The sequence below is a fragment of the Methanomassiliicoccales archaeon genome (assembly GCA_026394375.1).
GTDB lineage: Archaea > Thermoplasmatota > Thermoplasmata > Methanomassiliicoccales > UBA472 > JAJRAL01.
On the sequence record JAPKYJ010000021.1, the window covers coordinates 1 to 24,697 of the forward strand.

Annotated in this window: 22 protein-coding genes; 11 read left to right on the plus strand and 11 right to left on the minus strand. The window is 57.6% G+C overall.

Annotated elements, in window-relative coordinates:
- Positions 1 to 542: 542 nt before the first annotated feature.
- Together NT137_04930 and NT137_04935 are read right to left on the minus strand one after the other, a co-directional pair.
- Positions 543 to 1,544, minus strand: coding sequence for a DUF2111 domain-containing protein (locus NT137_04930; protein MCX6652680.1), 1,002 nt, complete (start codon positions 1,542 to 1,544; stop codon positions 543 to 545).
- Between the two features lie 318 nt (positions 1,545 to 1,862).
- Positions 1,863 to 3,512: a methylamine methyltransferase corrinoid protein reductive activase gene (locus tag NT137_04935; GenBank protein MCX6652681.1), complete on the minus strand. Its 1,650-nt coding sequence runs from the start codon at positions 3,510 to 3,512 to the stop codon at positions 1,863 to 1,865.
- 716 nt (positions 3,513 to 4,228) lie between these two features.
- Between NT137_04935 and NT137_04940 the strand changes: the two genes are divergently transcribed.
- Both NT137_04940 and NT137_04945 read left to right on the plus strand, forming a co-directional pair.
- Positions 4,229 to 5,539 (plus strand): fibronectin type III domain-containing protein, encoded by a 1,311-nt coding sequence (locus tag NT137_04940; protein MCX6652682.1) that lies wholly within the window; start codon positions 4,229 to 4,231, stop codon positions 5,537 to 5,539.
- Between the two features lie 315 nt (positions 5,540 to 5,854).
- Entirely contained in the window at positions 5,855 to 6,133 is a 279-nt protein-coding gene (locus tag NT137_04945) for a hypothetical protein (protein ID MCX6652683.1), read from the plus strand.
- 229 nt (positions 6,134 to 6,362) lie between these two features.
- Here NT137_04945 and NT137_04950 read toward each other — a convergent pair whose 3' ends face one another.
- Positions 6,363 to 7,289 carry an alpha-1,2-fucosyltransferase gene (locus NT137_04950; GenBank protein MCX6652684.1) on the minus strand — a complete coding sequence of 309 codons (927 nt, stop codon included), beginning with the start codon at positions 7,287 to 7,289 and terminating at the stop codon, positions 6,363 to 6,365.
- 109 nt (positions 7,290 to 7,398) lie between these two features.
- Here NT137_04950 and NT137_04955 point away from each other — a divergent pair, with 109 nt between their 5' ends.
- The 4 genes from NT137_04955 (at position 7,399) to NT137_04970 (ending at position 10,425) form a co-directional block, all read left to right on the plus strand.
- The gene (locus NT137_04955) at positions 7,399 to 7,782 is read left to right on the plus strand and encodes a CopG family ribbon-helix-helix protein (GenBank protein MCX6652685.1); all 384 of its coding nucleotides are present in this window, start codon (positions 7,399 to 7,401) and stop codon (positions 7,780 to 7,782) included.
- A gap of 73 nt (positions 7,783 to 7,855) precedes the next feature.
- A complete protein-coding gene (locus tag NT137_04960; GenBank protein MCX6652686.1) occupies positions 7,856 to 8,836 on the plus strand; it encodes an ABC transporter ATP-binding protein in 981 nt (326 codons plus the stop codon).
- The gene (locus tag NT137_04965; protein ID MCX6652687.1) at positions 8,829 to 9,617 is read left to right on the plus strand and encodes an ABC transporter permease; all 789 of its coding nucleotides are present in this window, start codon (positions 8,829 to 8,831) and stop codon (positions 9,615 to 9,617) included. Before NT137_04960 ends, NT137_04965 begins: the two co-directional genes overlap by 8 nt.
- Position 9,618: 1 nt before the next feature.
- Positions 9,619 to 10,425: an ABC transporter permease gene (locus tag NT137_04970; protein ID MCX6652688.1), complete on the plus strand. Its 807-nt coding sequence runs from the start codon at positions 9,619 to 9,621 to the stop codon at positions 10,423 to 10,425.
- 22 nt (positions 10,426 to 10,447) lie between these two features.
- On the opposite strand, the gene NT137_04975 is transcribed toward NT137_04970, so the two are convergent.
- Positions 10,448 to 10,984, minus strand: coding sequence for an inorganic diphosphatase (locus NT137_04975; protein ID MCX6652689.1), 537 nt, complete (start codon positions 10,982 to 10,984; stop codon positions 10,448 to 10,450).
- 152 nt (positions 10,985 to 11,136) lie between these two features.
- Here NT137_04975 and NT137_04980 point away from each other — a divergent pair, with 152 nt between their 5' ends.
- Positions 11,137 to 12,378 carry a cation:proton antiporter gene (locus NT137_04980; protein MCX6652690.1) on the plus strand — a complete coding sequence of 414 codons (1,242 nt, stop codon included), beginning with the start codon at positions 11,137 to 11,139 and terminating at the stop codon, positions 12,376 to 12,378.
- 59 nt (positions 12,379 to 12,437) lie between these two features.
- Here the strand turns inward: NT137_04980 and NT137_04985 are convergent, their stop codons facing one another.
- On the minus strand, positions 12,438 to 12,608 hold the full coding sequence (locus NT137_04985) for a preprotein translocase subunit Sec61beta (GenBank protein ID MCX6652691.1): 171 nt from the start codon (positions 12,606 to 12,608) through the stop codon (positions 12,438 to 12,440).
- A gap of 59 nt (positions 12,609 to 12,667) precedes the next feature.
- Positions 12,668 to 13,183: a hypothetical protein gene (locus NT137_04990; protein ID MCX6652692.1), complete on the minus strand. Its 516-nt coding sequence runs from the start codon at positions 13,181 to 13,183 to the stop codon at positions 12,668 to 12,670.
- Positions 13,184 to 13,402: 219 nt separating this feature from the next.
- Here NT137_04990 and lysS point away from each other — a divergent pair, with 219 nt between their 5' ends.
- Positions 13,403 to 14,953: a lysine--tRNA ligase gene (gene lysS, locus NT137_04995; GenBank protein ID MCX6652693.1), complete on the plus strand. Its 1,551-nt coding sequence runs from the start codon at positions 13,403 to 13,405 to the stop codon at positions 14,951 to 14,953.
- A gap of 3 nt (positions 14,954 to 14,956) precedes the next feature.
- On the opposite strand, the gene NT137_05000 is transcribed toward lysS, so the two are convergent.
- The 5 genes from NT137_05000 to NT137_05020 all read right to left on the minus strand — a co-directional run bounded on the left by NT137_05000 (position 14,957) and on the right by NT137_05020 (position 21,175).
- Positions 14,957 to 16,117, minus strand: coding sequence for an ABC-2 transporter permease (locus NT137_05000; GenBank protein MCX6652694.1), 1,161 nt, complete (start codon positions 16,115 to 16,117; stop codon positions 14,957 to 14,959).
- Positions 16,114 to 16,842, minus strand: a complete 729-nt coding sequence (locus NT137_05005; protein ID MCX6652695.1) for an ABC transporter ATP-binding protein — start codon at positions 16,840 to 16,842, stop codon at positions 16,114 to 16,116. Before NT137_05005 ends, NT137_05000 begins: the two co-directional genes overlap by 4 nt.
- 173 nt (positions 16,843 to 17,015) lie before the next feature.
- Entirely contained in the window at positions 17,016 to 18,110 is a 1,095-nt protein-coding gene (locus NT137_05010) for a DNA topoisomerase IV subunit A (GenBank protein MCX6652696.1), read from the minus strand.
- Positions 18,103 to 20,100 carry a DNA topoisomerase VI subunit B gene (locus NT137_05015; GenBank protein MCX6652697.1) on the minus strand — a complete coding sequence of 666 codons (1,998 nt, stop codon included), beginning with the start codon at positions 20,098 to 20,100 and terminating at the stop codon, positions 18,103 to 18,105. Before NT137_05015 ends, NT137_05010 begins: the two co-directional genes overlap by 8 nt.
- Before the next feature lie 94 nt (positions 20,101 to 20,194).
- Positions 20,195 to 21,175, minus strand: a complete 981-nt coding sequence (locus tag NT137_05020; GenBank protein ID MCX6652698.1) for a zinc ribbon domain-containing protein — start codon at positions 21,173 to 21,175, stop codon at positions 20,195 to 20,197.
- 171 nt (positions 21,176 to 21,346) lie between these two features.
- On the opposite strand from NT137_05020, the gene arcC reads away from it, so the two are divergent.
- From arcC to NT137_05035, 3 genes are read left to right on the plus strand one after another with little or no spacing between them, the layout of a single operon-like run.
- Positions 21,347 to 22,297: a carbamate kinase gene (arcC, locus tag NT137_05025; protein ID MCX6652699.1), complete on the plus strand. Its 951-nt coding sequence runs from the start codon at positions 21,347 to 21,349 to the stop codon at positions 22,295 to 22,297.
- A 7-nt stretch (positions 22,298 to 22,304) separates the two neighbouring features.
- Positions 22,305 to 23,420 carry a GTP-binding protein gene (locus NT137_05030; protein MCX6652700.1) on the plus strand — a complete coding sequence of 372 codons (1,116 nt, stop codon included), beginning with the start codon at positions 22,305 to 22,307 and terminating at the stop codon, positions 23,418 to 23,420.
- Positions 23,421 to 23,474: 54 nt separating this feature from the next.
- A complete protein-coding gene (locus NT137_05035; protein MCX6652701.1) occupies positions 23,475 to 24,668 on the plus strand; it encodes a PLP-dependent aspartate aminotransferase family protein in 1,194 nt (397 codons plus the stop codon).
- Positions 24,669 to 24,697: the final 29 nt, after the last annotated feature.

A 24,697-nucleotide genomic window follows, 5' to 3' on the forward strand; every position in this document is an offset into this window, starting at 1 on the left:
CACAGGCATGAGGAGACTTCCTTCACGCTATTCTCCCCGTTCGACTTACGCTTTCATGACATCATTAACACTTAAGGTACTCCATGGCTGGACAATACTTCCAATTGGATGGTCAGTCCATCCTATCGACGCCGAGAACCACCCCATCACTCTTGCCCCTGAGATTGATGGTCATCATTGACAGGCAGACCGTCAGGTCACCAAACCTTCCTGGTGGGTTTCACCTCCATAAATGCATACTTGACTTGGGGACGAATGTTCATGATGCGGAAGATTAGGGGAGGTCGATTACCCTGCAACTCCAAGTCTTCTCGGGATAATAAGGAACAGAATCAGTCGTCCTATCCGAGAGAAGAACTTAGTCATACAGCAAGTGGTTGGCTTCCCCTCTATGCCGTTTTGGAAGTGAGACGATCAATACCAGACCCCGTCTCAAGGTGGCTGATGAGTCTCCGTCGAGGAGACAATTTCCAGTCAATCTACGGACATTCCGCGCTGCAAAGTTCAAAGAAACGACCTGCAAGCGGTGAGAGCTGCAGCAGCTATTGGATTGAAACCGAATCAGGGGTTTTATATTGGATTTGAAGTCCATCTCTCTTAATTCTCCCCATCAGGTCATGGATGGAGAGTTTCGTCAAATCAACCAGTCCTATCACTAAGACCGCTTTCCCCTTCCTCTGTATTGGGACGCAGATAACTGGCACGCCCGTGTACAGTCCGATTTTGGGAACAGTCCTAAGTGTCTTGCCTGTCCTTAAGGCCTCTTCCAGGTAGGGTCCTGTGTACCTATCGCTGACTATCAATCCTTCTTCGCAGAGGACCCCAAGCTGGTTCTTCGTCCTTATCGCAACGGGCATATACCCTACGAGCTCATGAATGGCAATGGCAAGGCATTTTACGTCTTCTGGGTCCATAAACTCCGACAGTAGGCCGTTCTCCTTCCCGCATCTGAATGAAGGGGCGTGGAGTCTGAGCGCTGCTGTCACGGCGCCCTTCTCGGCCACATCGTACGAATTGGCGGTGCCAATTATCAAGGCGTCCCCGTCGCGGATTCGAAATAGCTGATTAAGCTTGTCAGAAGTCGACTGGTCGGGGTACTTCTCATCGCCCGGGAATACCATTCTTCCGCCTAGTGCTATGAGCGTGGTTGCGCCGATCGCACCTGCTTTCACTGCGTCATCTCTCTGTTCGCAGCCATCTTTCACCAGAGGTGCCACGCATCTTGCGAGGACGGCGCAGTCAATTTCACCGAGTGTTATGTTCTCGATCTCAATTGGCCGTATTTCGATGCCGAGGCTGCTCAGTCTCCTTTGGCCCTGGTCAGTAATAGAGGCTCCCCGCCTTGACAACTCTATGGACCCATCTTCCTTCATCTTCTCCATTATAGTCCTCACTGTGCCCTCGCCCAGGTCAAGGATCTCGGCCAGCTCTTTCCTGCCAACGGATCCTCTTTCAACAATGATAGAGTACATCTTCCAGATATGGTAGATCGTGTACCTCTGCGACGGATTGTCCATGAAGTATGCGAAAAGGGAAGCTACCATCGAAACCGAATACATCTCTCAGCAATAATGCTTTTCCCTACATTCTTGCCAGATCGTCTGGCCACAGAAGATTGCGTTTGTGCAGCAAGAATCATCCGTTCTCTGCAATCTTCAACGATCCACCGGATCCACCACCCGGTCAGCGCAGAGGGGAAGTGACAAGGATTCTTGACATAGGCTTTGAAATCGTTGTTTCTCCTTGCAGTCAGTGCCAATTGAACTCCTGGATGCCACTTTGGCACGCCCAAGATCCACATCATGTCGCGCGATGCGGTCGAAATTGGCCCAATAGCTACCACAACGCATTTCTGGGAGGACTCATTGGCTATCTGTTCTCTTCACTATTTCGAGATCGCTGAATTTGAAAACGTTTTCGGGGCAGATGGACTCGCATTTCTTGCAAGCTGTGCCGAGGCAGAACTCGGTGGCGATACGTACTCTGAAATGGCCCTCCCCGGTCTTCTCAACCCGGAGGGCACGTTCTAGGCACGCTCCCATGCACTTCTTGCAGCCGTGGCAGCCTTGGAACTCCTTCAGCAGGTACACTCCTATGTCTTCCAACGTCTTGAGGCCTAGATGACCGATTACAGGTATGTCTCGATTCACGACTCTCAATGTCGCCTTCGGCCGTCTGATTTCTGGCATCGGCTGATAACCGTTCTTCTTGAGTAGCGAGTTGAATCTGTCCATGGGCATCCCTTCGAGCCAATAGCCGATCTCGTTCACATACAGGTCTTCAAAGATTCTGGATGTCGCGAACATGATGTGCTTCGATGCGATTGAGTCAGCCGTCGCCTGCATTCTATCCATTCCATCGTCCTGCGTGAGCAAATCGTAGGCCATCATCAGTGAAGTGTTGCCGATCTGAACCGTCTTCCCGATGATTCGTGGCACTAGCCCAACCGTCTGCGCCTTGATCGGATCGACATAGGTGCCTGACGCACCTGCCAAGTACATTGTCTGTACATCCTGATCGCTAATACCCACCTCTTCAATCAGCGTCTTATGCCCTGCGCGGATAGCTCCCATGGCTTTGCCAGCTTCCATTATGTCGTGCTCGGATATCATCACTCGGTCCTGAAGGTGTATCTTCTTGTCTGGACTGATGATATGTGGCAACTTGATGATTCCAGTCTCTAGGCCGCTCGCGACCACCGCCACCACCCCAGTTCCGGTGATTCCTCTTGCCTTGACTCCGCTGCGGAACTTCACCTCCCCGCCTATTGGGTCTACAACATCTCCCATCCTGGCGTCCAGGCCTTGATCCAAGACCTTGTTGGTCCATGAACCGTCTGGTTCGACAACAACATCGGATATCGCTTGGGGGGCCGCAAGCATCCCGAAATCGATAGACTGACCTTCCATCGCTGGTCCAGCAGCGGCCGAGCCCGTGTAGAGTTCACCATCGTGAAAAAGCCCCATCTCGGCGTTCGTCCCATAGTCGGTCACCATACAGGTTTCTTTATTGTCCAACAAATGAGATTTCATGATCATGGCCAGGGCGTCTGCGCCAATTTCGTGCCTGATTGATGGTGGTATGCGTACCTCCGCATCGGGGCGCACGGACTTAATGTCCAATTCCTCAGCTGACACGGTGTGTGCCCGCCGTGAGGGCACATCGACGTTCAGACGCTTGAGCAGAGACTGTCCAGCATAGGCCAGGTCACGCACTTCCACGTTCTCGAACATCGAGAGCTGTGCCGGGTTTCCGCATATGCCCATCCGTTCAATCTCGTTTGGGCTGACATTATGCAGCGATATCAGTCTATCCACGGTCCCGGCGATGATACCATGGCCAACTTCCGATCCGTTCTCGAGCCAGAAATGAAGATGGTCCATGATATTGGCTCCCGGCAAAGGATGTCGCATAGTGATTGCGGTTGAGATGATTCTGCCATTCTGCTTGAGGTCAACCAGATGTGTTCGATATCCGGAAGTGCCGAGGTCGAGCGCTATCCCATACCCCATCTTGAGCCCCGGGTATGATGAATTTATTTCGTATTTAAGTGGGTAGCATGCCCGGACCTACGAGGGTGAATTAGGAGACGCGGAGTGTTCCGCTGGCACCTTGACTCGCAGTCGTAGCCGTCACGCGTCTCATGCACTGATCAGCTCTGGGAGGTCGGATGCAATGCGTTCGTTTCCGTGGCGAATCCGAATGTCCCGAACTCACCGATTATGGTAGTCCCGGAAAAGCGTTCTTCTCTGCCCGCTTCGCTTGTGGGACCTGAAGGCCCGGGACCTTGGGCAGTTGGCGTCGATTGTGGTTCTCGAAAGAACTCAAAAACGGCCATTCCTATACCCGCGGACTGCCAGGTCAAGCGGTCTAATGGTCAATAATGAGCATTTGGAGTGATTGCTATTCTGACAGTATTCTCAGCCATTATCATTTTGGCAAGAGCGAGGGCTAAAAAGTAGTCTCGACAGGAATATGAGTCGATCTATCCGGATTTTGATTGAAACGCTCGCACTCCAATTCGAACCTCATTCTGGATGATCCAATGAAACCCGGGATCTTGGAACTGGATGGCGACGAATGAAACCTGATCGTCCTCCAACACCCTTAGTATGCCTTCTTACGCAGTGTTTGTCGACGAACCATTAAGACCACAACCATGCTAAGTATATTTGGAATCAATCGTCATGAGAAGAAATGGGCATATGATGTCGGGGTGTGTAGGTCCATGAGAAAGGAATTCTGCATACATGCGAATAGCGCGATTCTCGTATCGTTGGTGCTGTTAGGCGCGTTCTTCGTCGTTGCCACAGATACGGTGGCCGCAGACTCAGAGGGCGACTATACCTATACAGTGAGCGGCGGCGTTGCCACTATCACGGGATACACTGGCGCTGGCGGAGCGATCACGATCCCCTCCACATTGGGTGGGCATCCCGTGGTGGCCATCGGGGACTATGCGTTCTCCTCCTGCACCTCCCTGACCTCCGTGACCATCCCCGACAGCGTCACGTCCATCGGGAACTATACGTTCGCCGACTGCACCTCCCTTACCTCCATCACCATCCCCAGCAGCGTCACGTCCATCGGGGGCTCTGCGTTCTACTACTGCATCTCCCTGACCTCCGTGACCATCCCCGACAGCGTCACGTCCATCGGGGACTCTGCGTTCTCCCACTGCACCTCCCTGACCTCCGTGACCATCCCCGACAGCGTCACGTCCATCGGGAACTCTGCGTTCGCCTCCTGCACCTCCCTGACCTGCGTGACCATAGGGAGCGGCGTCACCTCCATCGGGAACTATGCGTTCTCCTACTGCACCTCCCTGACCTCTGTGACCATCCCCAACGGCGTCACATCCATTGGGAACGGGGCGTTCGCCTCCTGCACCTCCCTGACCTCCGTGACTTTAGGAAGCAGCGTCACCTCCATCGGGAACAATGCGTTCTCCGTCTGCACCTCCCTGACATCAATAGCATTCTTAGGACTCGTTGCGCCGACCACGGTTGGTGCGAATTGGATCCTAAGTACGCCCGTGGGAATAACAGGCCATGCGTACGCCGCCTCGAACTTTCCCGCCCCAGGGGGCGTTTTCCATGGATTGACGATGGGGGCGGTCATAGCCGTAGTCCCTGGTATTCCCAATGGATTTATCGCCATACCGGGCAACGCCCAGGTAGTCCTGGCATGGACCGCCCCCGCCGACAATGGCGGCAGCGCCATCACAAACTACAATGTCTACCGTTCCACTACCGAGACCGGAACCTACTCCCTGATCGCCTCGCCCGTTGGCCTGACCTACACCGATACAGGCCTGACCAACGGCCAGACCTATTGGTACAAGGTCGGCGCAGTGAATGTAGTAGGCGAGGGCGCCCAGAGCCCTGCTGTCTCCGTCCTCGTGCCTCAGCCCGTCAGTCCGGCCAGCGATAGCACGATGTTGATATTGGTGGCAGTGATCGCGATCGCCTTGGTGTTGGTGGCGGTACTGTTGGTGGCGGTGCTGTTTGTCCTGCGCAAGCGCAAGGGCATGAAGTAGGCAGCGGACGAACCTCTTTGCATCTCAATCTCTTTCATTGACTGCCGCTTCAATGATCTAGGCGGGCTTCGTCCGATCCTCTCCAAATCATGCGGAGGAAGAGGTAAGGCAAGCCCTTTCCGTTCTATTCCATTTCGAAGGGCGGGTGGATCCATTGACAACTGGAGGGTGGTCCGAACGGAATGACGCCTATTGCCACTATCAGATGCCATTTTTCTTGAACGGGCAGGATATTCTGCTATTCCCACCTCTAAGCCGCTCGGGAAAGACCAAATATCCGAATTGGGTTTGAAGCTGGGAGAAAGGGGATCGGATATGACAGAGAAGAAGCGTTTCTCGACGGAAGAAGCCAGTCGGATCGGAAAGAAACTAGGTGTCACGTGGATCGATTACGACGTCGAGCAGTTCAGGATGGGGTTGGACGTGGAGCTTGAACACGGCAAGATCAGTCCAGCGACCAACGTCACCGATGATGATCCGATCATGACGGGCAAGATCGCCCTGGCACATCTGAACGAGTTCCCAGATTACTACACCAGGCTGGAAGAGCTCGAAGAAGAAGCGGACAAGGCGCTGAAGAAGAAAGGGAAATGACATCGTCCAGGCCGCGGTCCATGATCCGTTGAAGGAAGGTTGGCAATGGAAAATGACCAGAATGATGTGAACGCCTGGTCCCAGATGCAAAGCGATTGGCGGCTCGGAGGCGTTCTTCTTCAACCCTCAGAGATACAACGAATCGAGCGGCTACTTTGAGGGTAGCAAGGGAGTCCGGGAGATCGAGGGATACTGCTACGCGGCGCAGAGACGTGCTGATTTTTCTGGATCAAGGGATCTTCACCCAGTTTGCCGGCAAGACGCCGTTCTCTTCCATTCCACTGCCTGGCGTCGTCCATCTCTCCGGGGCGATGACCACTTTGGAGGGATCTCGGTTCAGGTACGCCCCCCACCAGCCGAAGGTGCTGTTGGATATGATGTTGTGCTGGCATGAGCTCATTAGGAGCAGCTCATGATGATCTTGCAGCTCCTGCGTCTCAACTAGCGTGAACGGAGAGTGCAGCTTCAGATTGTCCTTCGCCCAGGCCAGATCATCGGAGAAGACGAAGAAGTGAGGTGATTTGACACGCTCCAAGATAGCCTTCTCCGCTGCGCGATAGTAGCGCTCGTCGCAGACCCCGTATATCTCGCCGGTGCCAGGTTGAGCATAGTCTCCCCGCCGGACGTGCAACGCCACCGAACCCTCCATATGCATCTTCTCGATCCAGTTCATCATCTCCTTCGGAGGTTCGGCGGCAAGTCTGAGCTCATCAAGAATGCGATCACGGCTCTTCTCGAACCACTTCTCGCTCTGCCAAAAACCGTCCAGGTAGATATCGCCCCCAGAGGTGAGGATGGAATTGGCGGCCTGCTCATCGTAGCCGATGAATCTCGTTCTCTCTCTGATGTAAGCCCTCTTGGAGAACCGTGGAACGGAACGGGTGGCTTTCGCATCAAGGCGTTCCATCGCTCCGTCTGCAGACATCCTTCCCGCGGCCCGGACCAGATGGCTGGTCAGGACCGGGCAGCTGATATCGCTCAGCGAGGCCAATCTGAGATTGGTCTTGAAGGCCGGTAATCGGCACTCATATCCCTCGAACAGGAAGTGGGTGAGGTCGAGCCTGAGCTCCGTCTCCCGTTCCCAGGCCAAGCTTCTCGCCATGGCGTACTGGAAGAGCTGATTGCCCAATCTTCCTCGGATACGAGCGATTATCATGCCTTCCTCGCCAAATCATCCTCGCGTTAGTTATAATCTATGCCAGGGGCGGGACCGGTGTTGCCACGTCCTAGCAAATGACTTACGCTGGAAAGCTCATTCCTTTTTGATGCCCGTCGTTTCCATATCCCTGGACGAGGAGAGCCTCAGACTGCTGGACCGGGTGCAGAAGGCGAACGGTCTCTCGGGAAGGAGCGAGGCGGTGCGCGTCTGCCTGCGTTCCGCGGAGGCAGAGGTCCGCGATCGGGAGGGCTTGAAGGACGATGTGGAAGGCGTTCTGGTCGTCGTGCACGGCAGCCACAACGAGCCCGGCCTGGATGATCTGAAACACAACTACCAGGACGTGGTCGCCACGCAGATCCATTCCCACCTCAAGGACCAGAAGTGCCTGGAGGTCTTCATCGTCCGCGGACCTTCACAGGTGGTGCAGAAGATGCTCCTCAGCTTCCAGAGGGATGACAAGATCGACTACGTCAAGTTCGTGCAATCCTAGTTCGGCTTTCTTTCATTCCCCCGTGAGAAAGCTTCTTAAGTTGCCAAGCTTTCGGCGGATTTGGGAGGATAGCGTGGCGGACGAAAACGTCATCGAGGTCAAGGATCTCGTCCGGGTGTACAAGAGCAGCGCTGGCCTCCTGGGCAAGAAGAAGAAAGAGACGCTGGCCATCGATCACATCTCGTTCTCGGTCGGACGGGGAGAGCTCTTCGGCCTTCTCGGTCCAAACGGGGCGGGAAAGACCACCACCATCAAAGTGCTCACCACCCTGCTGTTGCCAACCTCCGGCGAGGCCAAGGTGCTCGGCTACGACGTCTCCAAGCAATCCTTGGAAGTGCGCAAGCGCATCGGCCTCATTCTCGGAGGAGAACGTGGGCTCTACTACCGCATCACCGGCCGCCAGAACCTAAGGTACTTCGCGGACTTGTATGGGGTGCCGATGAGCATTCGGGACAAGCACATCAAGGAGGTCCTGGAACAGGTGGGGCTGGAGGACCGCGCCGATGAGAGGGTGGAAGATTATTCGCGAGGCATGAAGCAGCGCCTGCACATCGCCAAAGGCCTGGTCCATGACCCGGAGCTCATTTTCATGGACGAGCCGACCATAGGCTTGGACCCGCAGGCGGCTCGAGACACCCGCAACATGATACGGGACCTCAAGGCCAAAGGGAAGACGATACTGCTCACCACCCACTACATGTTCGAGGCGGACGAGCTCTGCGACCGGGTGGGAGTGATCGCCAAAGGCCGCATCGTCGCCCTCGACACCCCTCGGGGATTGAAGTCGCTCATCAAGGACACCTCGGTCATCGAGGTGGAGGCGTTCGGCATCACCGAGGTCGAGCTGGAGGCCATGCGGGCGCTCCCCGGAGTGAAAGCCGTGAGCGCGGTCATGAGCGAGGGGAAGCAGATCATGCGCCTGCAGGTCTCCGACCCCGGTGAGATGCTGGCCAAAGTGGCCGGTTCATTGCCGGGTCTGAACATCATCGGGGTCAAGGTCAAGGAGCCGACGCTCGAGGATGCCTATCTCTGGCTGGTGGAAGGTCATGCCTAGGCTGCGAGCTACTTATGCGTCTTTCAAGCATCAGGCGCTCATCTTCTTCGCTGAACCCCAGTGGCTCATCCCCAACATCATCGCGCCTTTCGTGCTCACGTTGGTGGCGCTGCTCATGTTCAAGGATGCGGATGGGCCGGTGGTGCTCTATGCCGTCCTGGGAGGGGGGATGATGGGCATGTGGGGCAACACCCTCTACTCCTCAGGGTTTTCCATTCAGTCGGAACGGTGGTGGGGCACCCTGGAGAGCGTGTTCGCCGCGCCCTCCAACCTGGTATGGATCATCGCCGGGCGAGCGCTCTGGAACTCTCTCATCGGGGTGGTGAACGGACTGCTGGTGTTCGTTTTCGCAGAGTTCATGTTCCAGGCGCCGGTGCAGCTGCAAGATGCCGGTCTGTTCGTGCTCGCGTTCACCCTTACCCTGCTCTCCTTGGCCTGCCTGGGGCTGGTGTTCAGCTCCGCCTTCGTGCTCACCCGGAGCGCCAGCGTTCTGACGAACGGCCTGGAATATCCTATCTACGTGGGAACGGGAAGCATGTTCCCCATCGCTCTCTTGCCCTATTGGACCGGCCCGCTCAGCCTTTCCCTCGGCCCCACCTGGGGCATAGATGCCATCAGATACTCCGCCCTCGGCTCCACGCCCTACAGCTTCACCCAAGGATACTGGGGAGACCTGGCGTTCATGGCCATGCTCTCTCTGTTCTACCTAGCCATAGCCGTCGTGCTCTTCCGGCAGGTCGACCTTGTGGCCAGAAGGGACGCCAACCTGGGGAGGTTCTGAGATGGTCGAATACACGAGCGATCCACTGCGGGTGTTCTGGAGCTCGGCCGTGCTGGCAAAGAAGGCGTTGTTCTCTTGGCTCAGTCCTCCTTTGTGGATCATGCAGCTCTTCTTCATGTCCCTCTTCCAAATAGCCTTCTTCGCCTACGTCGCCACCTACGTCAAGAATCCGGAGGTGGGGGTGAGCTATGTGGTAGTGGGCAACGCCCTGCAGAGCATCGCCGCCGTGAGCGTCTTCGCGGTCTGCAACATCACAGGCGAGGAGAAGAACCAGGGCACCCTGCAAGGCATCCTGGTCTCTCCGGGCAACCGCTTTTCCATCTTCGTAGGCCGGGCGATGTTCCAGATCGTGAACGGCCTGGCCACGGTGGTCATCGCCTTCTTCTATGCCGCGTTCCTATTCAACGTGGACTTCTCCCACGCGGACCTCCTCGCTCTGGCGTTGGTTTGTCTCGTCACCACATTCGCCATGACCGGCCTAGGGCTGCTTCTCAGCTCGGTTGGCCTCTACCTGCGGACGTCGATGATCATCGCCAACATCTTCCTCTTCATCGGACTGCTTCTCTGTGGAGTGAACTTTCCAATCTCGTACCTACCTGGCTGGATACAGCCGATGTCATACATCATACCGATGACCTACGGGACGGACGCCGCGCGCATGGCCATCTCCGGCTCGAACACCCTGGACATAGGAGGTCTGCTGCTGCTGGAGCTGCTCGTCGGCTTTGCGTTGATCGTCATCGGCTACCTCATGTTCCTGGGGTTCGAGAGGCTCTCTCGTTCCCGAGGCACATCGGACAAATTCTGAGGTCAGGACGCGCGAACATCGATCACTTGTAGCCGAACTTGTTCCGGAACAGGCTGAGGGCGTAGTCGATCTCCTTGAGCGCCTCCTGCTTGCCCGCCCAGCCTTGAACGTCAGTGTGCTTGCCCTCTTCCAGCTTCTTGTAGGTCTTGAAGAACTCCACTATCTCATCCAGGTAGTGCTGGGGGACATCCTCCAGCTCCAAATACTCGCTCAGGCGGGGGTCGGTGGTCGCGACTGCCAGGATCTTATCGTCCTTCCCCTTCTCGTCGTTGATGCGCAGAACGCCTATCGGTCTGGCTTCGACCACGCAGCCCGGGAACGTTGGCTCGCTGAGCATGACCATGGCGTCCATGGGATCGTCATCGTCAAAGTAGGTGCGAGGGATCAGGCCATAAGCGTGGGGAAAGACCACGCTGGAATGCAGCACCCTGTCCAGCAATATGCAGTCGTACTCCTTGGAGACCTCGTACTTGTTCTTGCTGCCCTTGGGGGTCTCGACTATGACGTTTATGATCTCCGGCGGGCTCCGCCCGGATGGAACTTTCTTCCACAGCGACATCTATCTCACTCGCACTTGCCATCCCGGCCGGGTATTAATTACTTTTGCGCCGACAATCTTTGAGGTGCAATCCCCGGAAAACGAGCCATTGGATTGTTTCTACTGGTAAGAATATAAATACCCCAGGATGGATTATCGTCCGGGATGCGCTCTTGGTCGAGCTGATACTAGTACAGCTGTTCTTCCTGATCCTGCTAGCCCAGGTCGCCGCCTACGTCTGCAAGAAGATCAAAGTGCCGCCGGTGGTGGGCGAGATCCTCATGGGCATCATCATCGCCAATCTGTTCATCAGCGGCTACAGCCTCTTCACCATTCTGGACCTCAGCAATACAAACAGCATCCCGGTTTTCAACGTGTTCTCGGAGCTAGGAGTGATCTTCCTTCTCTTCACCGTGGGCTTGGTGACACCATTCCATGAGCTGAGACAGGTGGGGAGGACGGCCAGCCTGGTGGCCGTGCTGGGCGTCATCATCCCCTTCTTCAGCGGCTTGGCGCTCATGTTCCTGTTCGGCAGGACCACGCTCGAGGCGCTGTTCATAGGCGCGGCGATGGTTGCCACGAGCGTAGGCATCACCGCCCGGGTGCTCAAGGACCTGGGTGTTATGGAGTCCATAGAGGGACGGGTGATCATCGGGGCGGCGGTCATCGACGATGTGCTGGGGTTGATCGTCTTGGCTATGATCAGCGGCATCGCTCAAGGTGGCACGCTGAACCTGGCGGACATAGCGGTGGTGGCTGCGTTGGCCGTGGCCTTCGTGTTGGTCGTCATCTACATCTCCGCCCTTCTGCCCAAAGTGCGCACTTCTTCGCCGGTGATGAACGTGCTCAAAAAGCGCAAGCCGCGCAAGGCCTGGAGTCCCTTGCCTTTAGCGCTGTTGGTCTGCTTCGGCCTTTCCGCATTAGCATCCTACCTCAACCTGGCGGCCATCGTCGGGGCATTCCTGGCGGGCATGCTCTTCGCCGAGTTCCGGGACGTCTGGCAGTCCGAAGAGAAGTTCGGGCCGATCAATGAGTTGTTCGTGCCCTTCTTCTTCCTATTCATCGGCATCCAGGTCAAACTGGGAGAGTTCGCCAACACGGCCATCATCGTCCTCATGCTGGCTGTCATCCTGGTCGCCATCATCACCAAGTTCGTGGGTTGTGGTCTGGGAGCAAGGAAGCTCGGCGCCCGGTCAGCGGCGGTGGTTGGGGTGGGCATGATCCCCAGGGGCGAGGTGGGCATCATCGTGGCGTCCATCGGACTGAGCAGCGGGGTCATCGGGAACGACCTGTTCACCGTGGTGGTGGCCATGTCCTTGGTTACCACGCTGCTAGCGCCCTGGCTCGTCACCTACGCTTTCAATCGCAAGAACCGGCCGAAGAAGATGAAGGGCGTCGACCTGCGTCAGCTATGAGCAGAGTGGCATATCGCGGCCGTAGTAGGAAATAAGGTAGCGCGGACATCGAATAGAGCTCAAGTGGGCCAGATGACCCTGCATAGCTCAACGATGACCACTAATGTCGCGGCTCCGACAAGAATGAGATAGGGGTTGATCTTGAAGGCCTTCTCGTCCTCTGAGTCGAAGTAGCGTATCAGACCAGCCGCCGACTGGAAACCGGTGTTCTTCTTATTCTCCTTAGGCATCTTGATTCCAGCTTCGCATCGTCAGTTTCGGTATTTATGCTTTTTGAACAGCGTACGCTTCAGGATATGTATGAGTCGGTGCTCGAGCGGTCGAAGTCCTTCACCAGCTCTAGGCCCGGATCGGAAGGAGGCTGCCAGCCATAGACCGGGTACACCAGGTTGGGCATGAACTTGGATAGGTCCTTGGCTATCTCCGTCGCCGGGTGCTCCGTCCCGAAGGTCTGCTCGCTAATCTCCTGCGCCTTGACGCGCACTTGCGTCTCATCCAATATTCCGAGCGTGTGCAGGTACTCGTGCAACAGGATGTGGAACACGTATGGCTTGTAGAGGTGCGGGGCCGTCTCCTTCACCCGTCTCAGCGGCAGGGTGTTCATGACGATGATGTTCGTGGCCACTGGATAGTATGCGCCCACGAACCCCGCCAATCCACCGCCCAGGTTGGTAAGTCCGAGCATCAGACCCGAACGTTCCATGCCCGTGGTCCGGCTTACCGCCTTCTTCACTAACTCGAATATCTCTGGTAAGTCCCTCGCGGCTTCCAGTCTCCGCGCGAAATCCGCCTTTCCGGCTTCCACATTCCGCTCATTGTCGCGAACCACTATTTAAATAATGGTTACCGGAGACCGAAGGTGCTGATGGATATCTCGCCGGCAAGAACATGTCTCCGGTAGGCTGGGTAATCTTTCTAAAGACCGTCTACGGACAGATCTCCTTGCACCGTATCCCTGGCCATCGCTCCCACGTCTGGGCAGCAACATTAATATCCGCGCGTCTGCTTTGCGCGGAAGGTTACTATGCATTGGGCGGACGTCGTCGCAAAGGAGCTGATGGACCGAGGTCAGAAGCAGCTGATCTCGACGGGCATAACTCCCTCGGGCTTCATACACGTGGGCAGCTTGCGCGAGGCCATCACCGCCCAGGCGGTCTTCAAGGCCCTGAAGCAACAGAACGCTGACGCCAAGCTCATCTACCTGGTCGACTCCTTCGACCCGCTGCGCAAACGCTATCCTTTCCTGCCGGAGAGCTACGAGTCCGAGGTCGGAAAACCGATAGCTCTCATTCCATGCCCGTGCGGCCAGCACAAGAGTTACGCCGAGCACTTCATCATGCCATTCCTACAGTCCATCGAGGAGCTGGGCATCAAGCCGGAGATCCATTGGACGCACCAGCACTATGAGATAGGCGATTTCGCTTCCGCCACGGACACGATAATCCAGAAGAAGGAGATCGTGGCGAGCATCCTGCGAGAGGTGACGGGGCGAGACGTGCCTCCGGACTTCTTCCCCTACTCGCCGCTCTGTCCGAAGTGTGGAAGGCTCTCGAACGGCAAGATCCTCGGCTACGAGTATCCGTATGTGAGGTACACCTGCCACTGCGGAGAAGAGGGCAAGGCCGACATCCGAAAGGCGGAAGGCAAGCTGCCATGGAGGCTGGAGTGGGCGGCCAAGTGGAAGATACTGGGCGTCACATGCGAACCGTTCGGCAAGGACCATGCCGCGGCCGGAGGCTCGTACGACACCGGAGTCAGATTCGCCAAGGAGGTGCTCATCAATGAACCTCCCTACCCTATCCCATACGAGTTCGTGCAGCTCAAGGGCAAGGGCCAGATGCACAAATCCACCGGCGTGGCTGTGACGGGAGTGGATGCATTGCGCATGACCCCCGCTCCAGTGCTGAACTATAACTTCCTGCGCTACAACCCCGACAGGCACATCGACTACGACTCCGGGCTGGGCATCCTGGACGTGGTGGATGAGTACGACCGGGTGGAGAAGATGTACTACGAGGGCGGGGTGGACGAGAAGGAGAAAGACCTCCTCCGGGCGTACGAGATTGGCCAGCCAGACGGTCCAAGAGAGCATATTCCATTGCAGATCCCTTACCGGCATCTGGTGTCCATAGTGCAGATCGCGGATTCCTTCGACGGAGTGCTCGCGCTGCTGAAGCGCACCGAGCATCTGGCGGAGGTGGAGCAGAAGGATGTGGAGCTCCTGAGGCAGAGGGTGGAATGCGTGCGCTTCTGGCTCGCCAATTTCGCCCCGGACGAGGTCAAGTGCACCATCTGCCAGGAGATGCCTAAGGTCGAGCTGACGGACGCCGACCTCAACTTCCTGCGCTGCGCCCTAACGTCGCTCCAGAGCCTCGATTGGAGCGGGGACAAGATCCACGACTCGGTCTATGAGAGCGCCAAGTCCTGCGCCATCGGAGCGAAGGGCGGCTTCCAGGTGCTGTATCGCATCTTCATCGACCGCAAGCAAGGGCCGCGCCTGGGCTATTTCCTTTCCACCTTGGACAAGGAGTTCGTGCTGGAGCGCATTCGCCAGGCCATCGATTCCGCGAGCTGAGCCTCAGCCTCTCCTTTTAAGGCTCAAGGCGCTGAGCAGCAGCATCGCCACCGCGAAGGCGGCCAGTATCAGCAATTGCACCCAGACCTGTTCCGGCCCCCATCCGCGGATCATGACCGAACGGCTCGCGTCCACGGCATAGGTCAGGGGGATGAAGCCCGAGACCGGTCGCAGCACCTCCGGGACCGCCTCCAGCGGCCAGAAGACCCCGGCCAGGAGGATGGAGGGGAAGAGGATCAGAGGCAGGAACTGGATCGCCTGGAACTCGGTCCGGGCCAGGGTGGAGAGGAGGAACCCTAATCCCTGTACCCCAACGGCCAGAAGGAAGATGATGAACAGGACCGCCAACGGCGAGCCGACGATCTCGATGTTGAAAAGCAGCATCGCCGCCCCCAATATCACGCTCGATTGCACAAGGCCCACCAGGCCGAAGGCCAAGGCATAGCCGGCAACGAACTCACCCTCCGTGATCGGAGAGGTCTGGACGCGCTCCAATGTGAAGGCGGAGCGCTCGTGCACGAAGGAGATGATGGACAGCATGAAGGTCACCATCATCGCCGCCAGACCCATAACGCCGGGGGCGAAGAAATCGATGAACCGGGCGTCCTGGCCATAGACCTTGCTCATCTCGATTCCTATCGGAGGCACGAAGCCGTACCTCTCGGTCAGGACCCTCTGGACCGCCTTCTGCACCTCCGCCACGATCGCGGTGGCGATGTTGGGATTGGTCGAATCAACATCGATTCGGACTTTGGCCGGGACCACAGGCAGCCCATGGCTCATGTTGAAGACGCCCTTGAGCACCTCGACGGTGAAGTTTTGGTCGATGACGACGCAGGCCCATATCTCGGCCCTCTTCACCTTCTCCAACGACGATGACACCGCGGATGCGTTCTGGACTCCCGGGCCACAGTAATCGACCACCTTCAGTACGCTGGTGTTCCTAAGCTCGAGCGAGATGTCGTTTCCCAGCGCGTGGCCGAGTACCCCCTGGTCCAGGTTCACGATGTCCACCTTGACATCCTTCAGGTCGCCTCCGAAGGTGTACCCGAACAGTGCGATCATCAGGAGGGGGACGAGTACCAGGAAGGCGACGGTGCGGCGGTCATGGCGCAGCGAGCGCAGCGTCTTCCTGGAAACGGTCAAGATGCGCTGCAGGTTCATTTCCTCGACCTCCTGGCGATCGTGAGGAAGGCATCCTCAAGATTTGACACCGATGTCTTTTCCATGAGGTCGTGGGGCGTCCCTTCGGCGATCAGCTCGCCCTGGCGCATCATGCCAACAACATCGCAGCGCACCGCCTCGTCCATGTAGTGCGTCGTGAGCACTATCGTCTTCCCCTGCGCCTTGAGCTCTGCGAAATACTTCCAGAAGCCGACCCTCAGTTCCGGGTCGACACCCACTGTTGGCTCGTCCAGGAAAATGACGAAGGGATCGTGCATCAGGGCGCAAGCCAGGGACACCCGGTGCCGCATCCCCCCGCTGAGATGCGACACCAGACGATCCCTGCTCTGTTCCAGGTCCACCACCCGCAGCACCTCTTCCTCCCTGCGGCGCGATGCCTCGCCAATAACAGAGTAGAGGCCGGCGAAGAACTCCAGGTTCTCGTGCACGGTGAGGTCCTGATATATGGCCATCTCTTGCGGCATGTAGCCGACCTTACTGCGGTTCGTTTTCACCGGGACTGGTTCGCCCAATATCTTGGCATGGCCCGCCGTCGGTTTCAAGAGACCGACCAGCATCTTGATGGCCGTGGTCTTGCCCGACCCGTTCGGACCGATCAGCCCGTAGAGCGTTCCCTTGGGGATCCTCAGGTCCAGGGACTCGACCGCCACCAGTTCGTCGAACTGCTTCCTAAGGCCTTTGGTCTCGATCACTCCGTCGTCCATCAGCCTTCCTCCGCCCTCAGATCGTCCAGGAAAAGATAGACGAAGTCCCGGAGCATGCTCTTATCTCCCCGGATACGGCCTATTCTCTCCCGTTCTCCCTGCATTTCTCTCACTGGCGGACGATAGGATTCGTGCCCGGGGATATGCAACTTTGGTTAGTGGATCCAGCGATCCTACTTGGCGATTCCAAGCTCGCCCAGCTTCTCCGGGAGATACTTGTCGGTGACGTAGTCCAGGCCGTACTTCGCCAGGGCCTGCTGCTCCGCCTTCTTGTTCAGCTTGAGCATGAGGTCGATCTCGTTGCGCCAGAATTCGTCCGCGAAGCGCGGGTCCTTGAGCTCCGCTTCCAGCGCCTTGGTGTCCCGCTCCGTCAGCTTGTCCGTCGGCAGCTTGTAGTTCTCTATGTCCGAGGCGGTGATGCCGATGAACTCGGCCGTCGGCGTTGCCAGATACTCTGAGATATGGGCGGTCTTGATCGCTCCGTACGCCACGGAGGCGAAGATGCGGAAGGACCAGGGATCTCCATCGGTGAATACCACGACCGGCAAATGCATCTCCTCGTGCAGGCGCTTGATGAACCTTCTGGTTGATCTAGCCGGCTGACCTTTCAAGTGCACCAGCACCGAATTATAATCCTCGGCGAAGCCGTTCTCCACCAACCGGTCGAACATACCGCCGGTCTCGATGGCGATGATGAAATCCGCTCCGGCCTCGAGGATCTGCACCTTGTCCTTCTCCACGTTATAGGGGATGCCGTAACCGGAGTCCCCGACATCGTCCAAGCAGTTGATCCTCTTCTTCTTCCCTTTGCGGTCCATCTCCTCGATGGTGATGTTTCCGATGACGCTGGCGCCGTTCTCCTCCGGCCGGAGCTTGAAATCCTCTCTCATCAGGCCGGTGACGATCTCCAAATCCTCGGCCAGAAGATTGGATTCGTCCTGGGAATGGAACTTGCCCTTGCCCCAGCCCTCGGAGATGTAGTACATCTCCCTCAGAGTGGAGGATTTGCTCCCTTTGATCATATCCTCGATCAGGTCCATGACGCACATCGTCCGCAGGAGCATGAGCGCGCCCTTGGTCTTCTTGGCCGTGCGGGCGCCTTTGGCGTTGCCGTACTTCCAAACGCTGTGCTTCGGATCGAAGCGGATGTTGGACTTGGTACGCAGAGGGATGACCATCTTGGGTATCTTGCCGCCGTCTATCTGCTCGTAGATCGATTCCGCCAGCTCGTACAGCTTCTGGACCGCGATCTTGCCTTCCTCAGTCATCGCTCAAGGCCTCCGTCTGCTCGTCGTAGTCCACTTCTTCCTCTTCGGCCTCTTCTTCTTTGAGGGCGGGAATCTCAGCAGGTACCTCGGTCACCTTGAGCCCGGCGACATCCCAATCGCCTGGCAATGGGTCAGCGCCGATGATCATGGTCGGGTCGATCCCGCTGGAATAGATCTCGTTCTCGTCGTAGAGATCAGGATCGAGCCCGGTCAGCACCAAACGTACGGTCTGCTTCTCGGTCGAACGGATATGCCTCAACTCCCAGGTGACCTTGCCGTCCTCCTTGACCTCCATTGGTTTGGGGTCGGTGGCCTCCATGTCCAATGAGCCCGCTGGTACCACGGCATGAAGGTTGAAGCGCACCTGCCTGGGAGTGTAGTTGTAGATGTCGATCTTGGCCACGTGCCGCTTCTTCTCGTAGACCACCGAGTCGTCGATCCAGACCACGTTCATGATCTTGGTGATGGTGCCGCTCAGGGAAGGCACGGGCCGGTGAACGATCTTGGCCGACTTCTCTGCGATGAGAGGGAGGATCTCCTGCACGATCTCAAACTTGGCCTTGGTCTTGGTCTTCGTCTCCTTCTTGTTCAGGTGGACCTTGAGCCTTCGTCCGCATTCCCTCAGCGCCAGCTCGATCTCCGTCTGGATCTCGGGGATGCTGGCCACGGCCTCCTTCGCTTCCGAGGTGAAAGGCACCTTGGTACACGCGATGTGCACCAGGATGATCGCTGGACCAAATGGAATCCCGCTCCCACCCCTCTGCTCCAGGCCGTAGCGGCGCCAGTCGACCGCCTCCACCGACTTGGTGAGCACGCATCCTCCCTGCTGATAGAGCAAAGGCACGCGGTTCGCGAATCTCAGGATGGTGACCTGCTGGTCCGCGGTCAGATTTCCGCCGTAGACGATGCCCACCTCCACCTGGAAGGGATTGCCAGAGTAGACCCGGGGGCTCCTGGAGACCGGGGGAGTGTAGAACTCCGGCTTCGCCTCGTCCAGGACGTTCTTCAGGCCCTTGCGGATGAGCGCTTCTCCGATGGGCGAAAGGCAGTCCATCTGCGGAGGAAGGTACTTCACCGACTGCATCGCTCCTAGCAAAGCCTTGTACTTGTCCAGGTCCAGCTGGGTGGTCTTGGTCGTCTCGGGCAGTCCCGCTCGCTCCGCGATCTCCTTTGCCAGGCGGTCGGACACCCGGCAGAAATCGTTCTTCAGGAAGTCGCGCAGGTTCCTCGTGCGGGAAGCGCGGCCCATGTTCATGAGCGTGCCAAGCTCCACCCCCTCGGGATGAGGCTTGATCTCTATCGTGGCGGGGGGCAGCTTGTCCGCCGCCCGGGGATAGATGTAGGTCTTCCCTTCCGGATCGGTGAAGGAGAATGAGGCGTGAGGATTGACGATGGCCGTTTGCTTCAGATACTCGAGCACGGACTGCTTGCCGCCAACATAGCGGCCGTTGACGTTGATCTCCACCTTCGTTCCATGTTCTTTCTCATCCCACATGATGAAATCAGAGGAGACCACCAAAGGCGAGTTGGTCTTGGTGTTGAGCATGATCTGCTTGACCGCCGCGGGCTTCTCCTTCTCCGTCTTGGAAGTGACCTTGGTCGGCTTGCCAGTGGTGATCTGGCCATACATGACCGTGGCCGAGATGCCTATGCCCTGTTGCCCCCGGGACTGCCGGATGGCGTGGAATCTGGAACCGAAGAGAAGGCGACCGAAGACATTGGGGATCATGTCCGGCACGATGCCCGGGCCGTTGTCCTCCACGGTCATGCGGAACTCTTTCTCGTCGATCCTTTCCAGCTTGACCACGATGTCCGGCAGAAAACCCGCTTCCTCGCACGCATCCAGGCTGTTGTCCACCGCCTCCTTAACCGCAATGATGATGGCCTTGGTGGCCGAGTCGAAGCCCAATATCTGGCGGTTGCGTTCGAAGAACTCGGAGACGGAGATCTCCTTCTGCTTCTTAGCCAATTGATCGGCGATGGAGGTCATTTCAGAACCTCAGCTGGACGGAATGTGAAATGTGCATCCCGGGACAGGGTATGAGGGATGCGGTAATAAATGTGTTGCGCTGCAGCCAGCTTACTCAGTTCTCGAACTCCTTGCCGCAGTTCCAGCACTTCTTGTCCGAATCCTTGACGGTCTTGCCGCACTCGGAGCAGATGAGCTCGTCGTCCGCCTTGGGCACTGGACCTTTGCCCTTCTTCTCCTCATCATCGAACTTCTCTCCGCACTGCGGGCATTGCTTCGCTTCGTCAGGGACCTCGGTGCCGCATTCCGAGCAGACGAACTTCTCCGGTTTCCCGCCCTGCTTCTCCGTCTTCTTCTGTTGCAACGTCTCGTAGCGCTTCTTGGAGGAGTCCATCCACCAGGTGAGGAGCACGAGCATGAAGAACAGTAATCCCACGGTGTAGAACACCGCCACGACCCAGATCTGGAGGTTGTGGCTGAGGATGTCGCCGTCCTGGACGGTCACGGGGCCGTTGCCCCAGGTGCTCTGATACGTGGCTCCCACCGGGTCCGTGTAGACGAAGCTGTAGAAGTACACGCTGCCGACCAGGTTCCGGTTCGAAACGAACAGTTTACCTCCGTCGAAATTGCTGGAGAACGTCATGTTGTAGAGATTATCAGTGGCAGCCCAGAAATCCACCAGCCGGAGCTTGATGTAAGACGTGTTGTTGCCCGTGGTCAGGACCACGGAGAAGTTGTAGCTGCCCGCCCCGCCGCGGAACGGCAATACTTGGCCGCTGGTGAAGTGACCGTCCGCGATATTCGAAGGCTGCATGTCCTTCTCTGCGTAGTAGTTGGTGACGCCCAGCGCGACGCCCAAGACCAGCAGCAATACCACGCCCATGATGGCCAGTTTCTTCTTGTTCTTGAGCCCGAACCAGTTGGGCACGAAATACATGATTATGGCCACGAGGGCCGGTGCTAGACAAAGGAATAAGGATTGGAAGACCAGGATGAAGTAGGAGGCGATCAAGCTCAGGGCGATCGCCATGATGATGCCATTGCGAGTGTTGCGTAGCCCCGGAAACAAGCCCTTGGGCGCGCCAGTGGAAGCCATCGGTGGGGAATGAAGCCCCCCACTTTAAACCTTTTTATGGAGCATTGCTTCCTCCTATTTGGAGAGCCTGCACGCTGGCCTCCTTCCCGGTCCTCCGGACGACCGGTCGTCGTGGCAACAAGATTATATATATGTATTTTGTTCGAAAAAACCTGTTCTGGTGAGCGAAGAATGAAGACCGCGGTCGTAGCCATCGGCGGAAACGCCATACTCAGGGCAGGCGAGGAGGCCACCCTGGAGAACCAGATGCGCAATCTCCGAGAGACGATGACGCACCTGGCCCGAATGATCAGATCCGGCTATGACATGGTGCTGACCCACGGGAACGGACCTCAGGTGGGCAACATCCTCATCCAGAACGAGGTGGCCCGCGAGAACATTCCCTCCATGCCTCTGGACGTGTGCGTGGCGGAGTCGCAGGGTCAGATCGGCTACATGATCCAGCAGGCTTTGACCGAAGCTTGCGATAGATGCGGTGTGAGGAAGGTGGTGACCTGCGTCCTCACCCGGGTGGTGGTGGACCCAGAGGATCCCGCTTTCGAGAACCCCACCAAACCCGTCGGGCCGTACTACACGAAGGAAGAAGCGGACTACCTCAAACGCACCCAAAGGTGGGACTTCCATGAGGATCCGAAGAGAGGAGGCTACAGGCGCGTGGTCCCTTCCCCCCGTCCCATCGACATCATCGAGAAAGATGGCATCCGCCGTCTGGTCTTCGGTGGCGAGGACCAGGCAGAGGTCGTGGTTGCTTCGGGAGGGGGGGGCATCCCCGTGGTGAGGAAGGACGGCCACTACTTGGGCGTGGAGGCGGTGGTGGACAAGGACCTAGCGGCCGCGGTGCTGGCTCTGAGCATTCAAGAGAAACTATTCATCATGCTCACGGACGTGGACAACATATTCTTGGACTACAAAGGAAACAACCAGAGAGCCCTGGAAAGGGTAACGGTCAAAGAACTGGAGGAATACCAAGCTCAGGGGCAGTTCCCCGAGGGGAGCATGGGACCGAAGGTTGAAGCTACGCTGCAGTTCTTGGCCGGAGGAGGGGAACGCGTCATCATCACCTCGCCGGAGAAGCTTGATGCGGCCCTGGAAGGCAAGGCGGGAACGTCGATAACGAGGTAGGTGCAAGGTGTCTTCCACCATCGAGGAACAGATCAAGGCGATAGAAGATGAGATCTTCAAGACGCAGAAGAACAAGAATACGGAGTATCACCTCGGCAAGCTGAAGGCCAAGATTGCCCGCCTCCGGGAGGAGCAGGAGAAGAGGCGCTCAAGTGGCGGAAAAGCTGGCCTCACGTACGGCGTCAAGAAGTCCGGCAATGCCACCGTGGCCCTGGTCGGCCTACCAAGCGTTGGCAAGTCCACCATCCTCAACCAGCTCACCGACGCCAACAGCGAGGTCGCTGCCTACGACTTCACGACGTTGGATGTTGTGCCGGGGGTGATGACCTACAAGTTCGCCAAGATCCAGATATTGGACCTTCCCGGTCTGATCAAGGACGCCTCCAAGGGCAAGGGACGAGGACGAGAGGTCCTCTCCGTGGTCCGGGCGGCGGACCTCATCATATTCGTCATCGATGCCTGCGGCACCAACATCCAGGTGCTGATACGAGAGCTGGAGGCGGTGGGCATCCGCATCAACACCCATCCCGCCGACGTGGTCATCAGCAAGACCGAGAGCGGGGGCGTACAGGTGCGCACGACCTTGTCACTCACCAAGATGGACGAGGAACTCGCCCGGAGTATTGTCAGCGAATACGGCTTCATCAACGCGGACGTCATCATCCGGGAGGACATCGACGAGGACGAGCTCATCGATGTGCTGGTCGGCAATCGCGTGTACGCGAAGGCCATGGTGGCGGTGAACAAGATCGATCTCGTCGCGGACAAGAGCTATATGCCGGGCCTGAAGCGCAAGTTCCGCGGCTACGACGTCGTTTTCATCTCGGCGGAGAAGGGCCAGGGGATCGGTGGGCTCAAGGAGACGATCTACCATAATCTGGACCTCATCCGCATCTACCTCAAGCCCCAAGGCCGGGAGGCGGACCTGAAAGAGCCGTTGGTGGTGCGCAAGGATGCCACCGTCGGAAATGTGGCCGATACCTTGCACCGGACCATCCGCCAGAACTTCCGCTATGCCGTGGTCTGGGGCAGGAGCGCCAAGTTCCCCGGCCAGACGGTGGGGATGGACCACGTGCTGAAAGATGGGGATGTTCTGTCCATCATCAAGAGGCGCGGTGGCTGAGGAAGAGGATTATCAATTGGGAACGGGATGCTCTAGTCGAGGAGCAGTGCTGAGATGAGCGAGAAGAGAAGCGAGCGCCGCGGTCTGAGCACCAGAGCAGTGCACGCGGGCGAGATGCTGGATAACGAGCATGGATCGGTGAACACTCCCATCTATCAGACCTCCACCTTCTTCTTCCCTACCGAGGAGAGGGAGAGCTGGGAGGGCAAGGTGCCCGAGGGCAGGTACATCTACACCCGCCATGGCAACCCCACCATTGCGGCGGCCGAGGAGAAGCTAGCTGCTTTGGAGGGCGGCGAGAGGGCCTTGGTCTTCTCGTCAGGCATGGCCGCCATCACCTCCACCATCCTTTCCCTCGTCGGCAAGGGCGATCACGTGGTCGCCATCGAAGACCTCTACGGCGGGACGTTCGCCTTCATGAGGCAAGAGCTTCCCCGGCTGGGAGTGGAGGTAAGCATGGTCAGCTCTTCGGACTTGACGCAGATGGAGAATACCATCAACTCCAAAACCAAGCTGATCTACATCGAATCGCCGACCAATCCCCTGCTGAAGCTGGTAGATATCAGAGCGGTGGCGAGGATCGCCCGAAAGCACGATGTTGTTTCCATCATCGATTCCACCTTCGCCACGCCCATCAACCAGAACCCGCTGGACATGGGCCTAGACCTGGTGGTGCACTCCGGAACGAAGTACCTGAACGGGCACTCGGACCTCATCGCTGGGGCGGTGGTCGGGAGAAGGCAAATGCTGGACGAGATCTACAAGAAGAGGGTCCAGTACGGCGGCTCCCTCGATCCCATAGGCGCCTTCCTCCTCTCCCGAGGCATGAAGACGCTCGAGGTACGAATGCAGCGGCACAACCAGAACGGCCTGAAGTTGGCCGAGTTCCTAGAATCACATCCGTTGGTAGATAGGGTGCACTATCCCGGATTGCGATCGCATCCGCAGCACTCGCTGGCCAAGGGACAGATGCGCGGGTTCTCGGGCATGGTATCGTTCGAAGTCAAAGGGGCGAGAAGGGAAGCGGAGGCGGTGCTATCCGCCTTCAAGCTGATCAAGAAGGCCACCAGCCTGGGCGGGGTGGATTCCCTGGCCTCGATGCCTTTGAACTCGTCGCATTCCTCGCTCTCTGCTGAGGAGAGAGCCAGGTTCGGGATCAGGGACTCATTGATAAGGCTCTCCGTCGGCATCGAGGACGTGGGGGACCTGAAGGCGGACCTGGATCAGGCGCTGGCAGCGAGTCGGTAGGCTTCAACAAGAATTAATAATGCGCAAGC